3 protein-coding genes and 2 pseudogenes are annotated in these 3,464 nt (G+C 72.6%); 1 reads left to right on the top strand and 4 read right to left on the bottom strand.

Annotated elements, in window-relative coordinates; translation table 11 throughout:
- Window positions 1-847, top strand: a pseudogene (locus ACFWFI_RS41865) (NADP oxidoreductase); the annotation flags it as partial.
- Here ACFWFI_RS41865 and ACFWFI_RS41860 read toward each other — a convergent pair.
- The 4 genes and pseudogenes from ACFWFI_RS41860 to ACFWFI_RS41845 all read right to left on the bottom strand — a co-directional run.
- Window positions 809-1,240 carry an ArsR/SmtB family transcription factor gene (locus ACFWFI_RS41860; RefSeq protein ID WP_387401072.1) on the bottom strand — a complete coding sequence of 144 codons (432 nt, stop codon included), beginning with the start codon at window positions 1,238-1,240 and terminating at the stop codon, window positions 809-811. The pseudogene ACFWFI_RS41865 and the gene ACFWFI_RS41860 overlap by 39 nt on opposite strands.
- 21 nt (window positions 1,241-1,261) lie before the next feature.
- Window positions 1,262-1,990, bottom strand: coding sequence for a class I SAM-dependent methyltransferase (locus ACFWFI_RS41855; RefSeq protein WP_387401070.1), 729 nt, complete (start codon window positions 1,988-1,990; stop codon window positions 1,262-1,264).
- Between the two features lie 29 nt (window positions 1,991-2,019).
- Complete coding sequence (locus ACFWFI_RS41850) at window positions 2,020-3,120, bottom strand: NADH:flavin oxidoreductase/NADH oxidase (protein ID WP_387401068.1); 1,101 nt, start codon at window positions 3,118-3,120, stop codon at window positions 2,020-2,022.
- A 143-nt stretch (window positions 3,121-3,263) separates the two neighbouring features.
- Window positions 3,264-3,464: pseudogene (locus ACFWFI_RS41845) on the bottom strand (hypothetical protein); the annotation flags it as partial.

The following is a 3,464-nucleotide window of genomic DNA, read 5'->3' as shown; positions in this document are numbered from 1 at the left end:
GGCGGCGCTCGACTCGCTGGGGGCGAGCCAGGTGCGTGAGGTGCACATCGTCGGCAGGCGCGGCCCCTCGGGCGCGAGGTTCACCACCAAGGAGCTGCGCGAGCTCGGCGCGCTCCCCCGGGCGCGGATCGTCGTCGACGGGGCGGAACTCGCGCTCGATCCGGCGTACGCGGCTGTGGCGGAGGGGCCCGGGGTGCCGCTGCCCGCCGTCGTCCGGCGCAATCTGGACGTGCTGCGCGGGTGGGCGGCGGACCCGCCGCCCACCGCGCGCGACGGGGAGCGCCGCATCCGGCTGCGGTTCTTCCTGCGCCCGGTCGAACTGCTGGAGCGGAAGGGCAGGGTCGCGGGGGTCCGGTTCGCGCGGACGGCCCCGGACGGCGCCGGAGGCGTGCAGGACACCGGGGCGTACGAGGACATCGAGGCCCAGCTGGTGCTGCGCGCCGTGGGGTACCGGGGAACGCCCCTGCCCGGCCTGCCCTTCGACCCGGTGCGCGGCACCGTGCCGCATCTGGCGGGCCGCGTGGTCAGGGACGGAACGGCGTCGCCCGGGGAGTACGTCGCCGGGTGGATCAAGCGCGGTCCCACCGGGGTGATCGGCTCGAACAGGTCGTGCGCCAAGGAGACGGTCGCCTCGCTGCTCGAGGACGCGCCGCTGCTCGCCGGCCGGGAGGTGTCCGCCGATCCACTGGGCTCGCTCCGGGATCAGGGGCTGCGGCCGGTGGAGTGGGACGGCTGGCTTTCCATCGAGCGTGCGGAGTCCGCGCTGGGCCGCTCGCTCGGACGCGGGCGGGTGAAGATCCCCGACTGGTCAGGGCTGCTCGACGCGGCCCGGGGCGACCCCCGATAGCTCGGCCGCGGACGCGCCGGCCAGGCCCAGGCGCTCGGCCTGTAGCTCCGCTCCACCGAGAACGCTGTCCAGCAGGCCGGGGAAGAGGACGTCCAGATCCTCCGTCCGTACGCAGCTCAGCTTGGCCGTGCCACGGTAGAACTGGGTGATGACGCCGTTCTCGCGGAGCACCCTGAAGTGGTGGGTGGTGGTGGACTTGGACACCGGGAGATCGAAACGGGAGCAGGCCTGCTCGTCGGTCGCAGCGGCCAGCTGGCGCACGATCCGCAGCCTGATCGGATCGGAGAGCGCGTGGAGCACGCCTTCGACGCGGATCTCCTCGCGCGAGGGGTGGGCGAGCACGCGAGCGGCGTTCGTCGTCACGGTGGCTCCACTTCGTACAGGGGGCTCCATTGTACGAGAGTCGTCGTAGTTTTATCCACGGGCCGCCACCACGAGCCGGACGCGAGGGCTGCCGTCCGGCCTGCGGCCGAACTCCTCCAGAGGCAGCAACCGCACCGTGAATCCGGTCCGCACGAGGTCGTCCACCACACCGGCGAGCGGGAACGTGCGGTAGTACATGACGAAGGGCGGGCGCCACAGCGCGTTGCGCGCCCGCATGGCCAGGTCGAAGCCGAGCAGGGACCAGTAGGCCCGGGATCCCACCGCGGGCGGCGCGCCGACCGGGAAGACGAACAGACCGCCGGGCCGTAGCGCCGCGTACACCTGGTCGAACAGGCCGGGGCGTTCCTCCGGCAGGAAATGACCGAACGCCCCGAAGCTCAGGGCCAGGTCGAAGGCGCCCGCGAACGGCAGGGCCATGGCGTCGGCCCGGACCCAGTCCACCACCGGACCGCCGGCGTTCCCGGCGTGCGCGGCCCGGGCCACGCCGAGCATGCCTGCGCTGAAGTCGACGCCGGTGACCCGCTCCCGGCACAGCCCGCGCAGCACTCCCACGCCCGCTCCGGTACCGCAGCAGACGTCCAGGCCCCGGCCGAACGGCCCGAGGGGCCGCACCTCGTCGGCGACGGCTTCGAGTATCCGGTCCGGGGTCCGGTAGGGCGTCAGGTCGAACTTCGGTGCGAGCAGGTCGTATCCGCGCATCGTCGAGGAGAACGCCTGTACGGCCAGTTCGCGCAGTGTGGGTCCCTGAGGAGTGAACATCGCCGCTCAGCGTACCCACAGACGCGGTGTCACACCGCGTAACCGTACGGTTCGGGCGCCCGGACGTCGCCGCCGAGCGCACGTGCCGCGTTGCGGACGAAGTAGGGGTCACGCAGCAGTTCGCGGCCGAGCAGGACGGCGTCGGCGCTGCCGTCGGCGAGGATCTTCTCGGCCTGCACGGGGTCGGTGATCAGCCCCACCGCGGCCACCGGGAGGCCGGTCTCCTTGCGCACCCGCTCGGCGAACGGAACCTGGTAGCCGGGCTCCACGGCGATCCGCGCCCTCGGTGCCAGCCCCCCGGTCGAGACGTCCAGCAGGTCGACGCCGTGGGCGAGCAGCTCGCGTGCGAAGCGGACGGTGTCGTCGGCGGTCCAGCCCTCGCGAGGGTCGTCGGCGTTCTCCGTCAGCCAGTCGGTGGCGGAGATACGGAAGAACAGCGGGAGCTCCTCGGGCCACACGGCGCGCACGGCGTCCACGACCTCCAGCGCGAAGCGTGTGCGGTTCTCGAAGGAGCCGCCGTAGGCGTCGGTGCGGTGGTTGCTGTGCGGGGACAGGAACTCACCGATCAGATAGCCGTGCGCCCCGTGGATCTCGGCGACCCGGAAGCCCGCGTCGAGCGCCCGGCGGGCGGCGTCGGCGAACTGGCGCACGACCTGCTGGATGTCCTCGGCGCTGAGCTCGGCGGGCACCGTGTGGCCGTCGTCGTAGGCGAGGGGGCTCGGGGCGACGGGCTGCCAGCCCTCGGAGTCGTCGACACCGACCGGGCCGCCACCCAGCCAGGGACGGCCGGTCGAGGCCTTCCGCCCGGCATGCGCGAGCTGGATGCCCGGAACGGTTCCCTGACCGGCGAGGAAGCCGGTGATGCGGCGGAACGCCTCCACCTGGTGGTCGTTCCAGATGCCGAGGTCCGCGGCGCTGATCCGGCCCTCCGGGCTGACCGCTGTGGCTTCGACGAGGACGAGGCCCGTTCCGCCGACCGCGCGGGCGCCGTAGTGGGCGAAGTGCCATTCGTTGGCCGCGCCCGCGTCGGGGCCGGACCCTTCCGCGCTGTACTGGCACATCGGCGCCATCCAGACGCGGTTGGGAATGGTCAGCGACCGCAGGGCGTAGGGCTCGAACAGTGCACTCACAGGGGGCTCCGATTCCTCGGGATGCGACGGGCGGCGCGACGGCCCGGGCGCACCGGGCCGTCACTTCGTACGAGCTTTACCGTACTACGAGATTCACCGTACTACGGCGATCGTCGAAATACGAGGCAGCGGGTACGAGCCCCTCACCTCCCCGGCCGCAGCCGGCGCCGGAGCCGGATGTCGGCATCGGCCTCGTACATCTGGCTCCAGCTGCGTCCGCCTCCCGATTTCCAGGTCACCTGGACGTTCGCCCCGTCCGTCCTGACGGCCTCCACCGTCATGAGCCGGTCCCCGTCCCGTACGTCGCCACGCAGCAGCTCACGCGCCTTGACGGTGACGGGCTC

Source organism: Streptomyces sp. NPDC060209, assembly GCF_042728155.1.
Taxonomy (GTDB): Bacteria; Actinomycetota; Actinomycetes; order Streptomycetales; family Streptomycetaceae; genus Streptomyces.
This window is presented reverse-complemented; position numbering and strand designations above follow the sequence as displayed.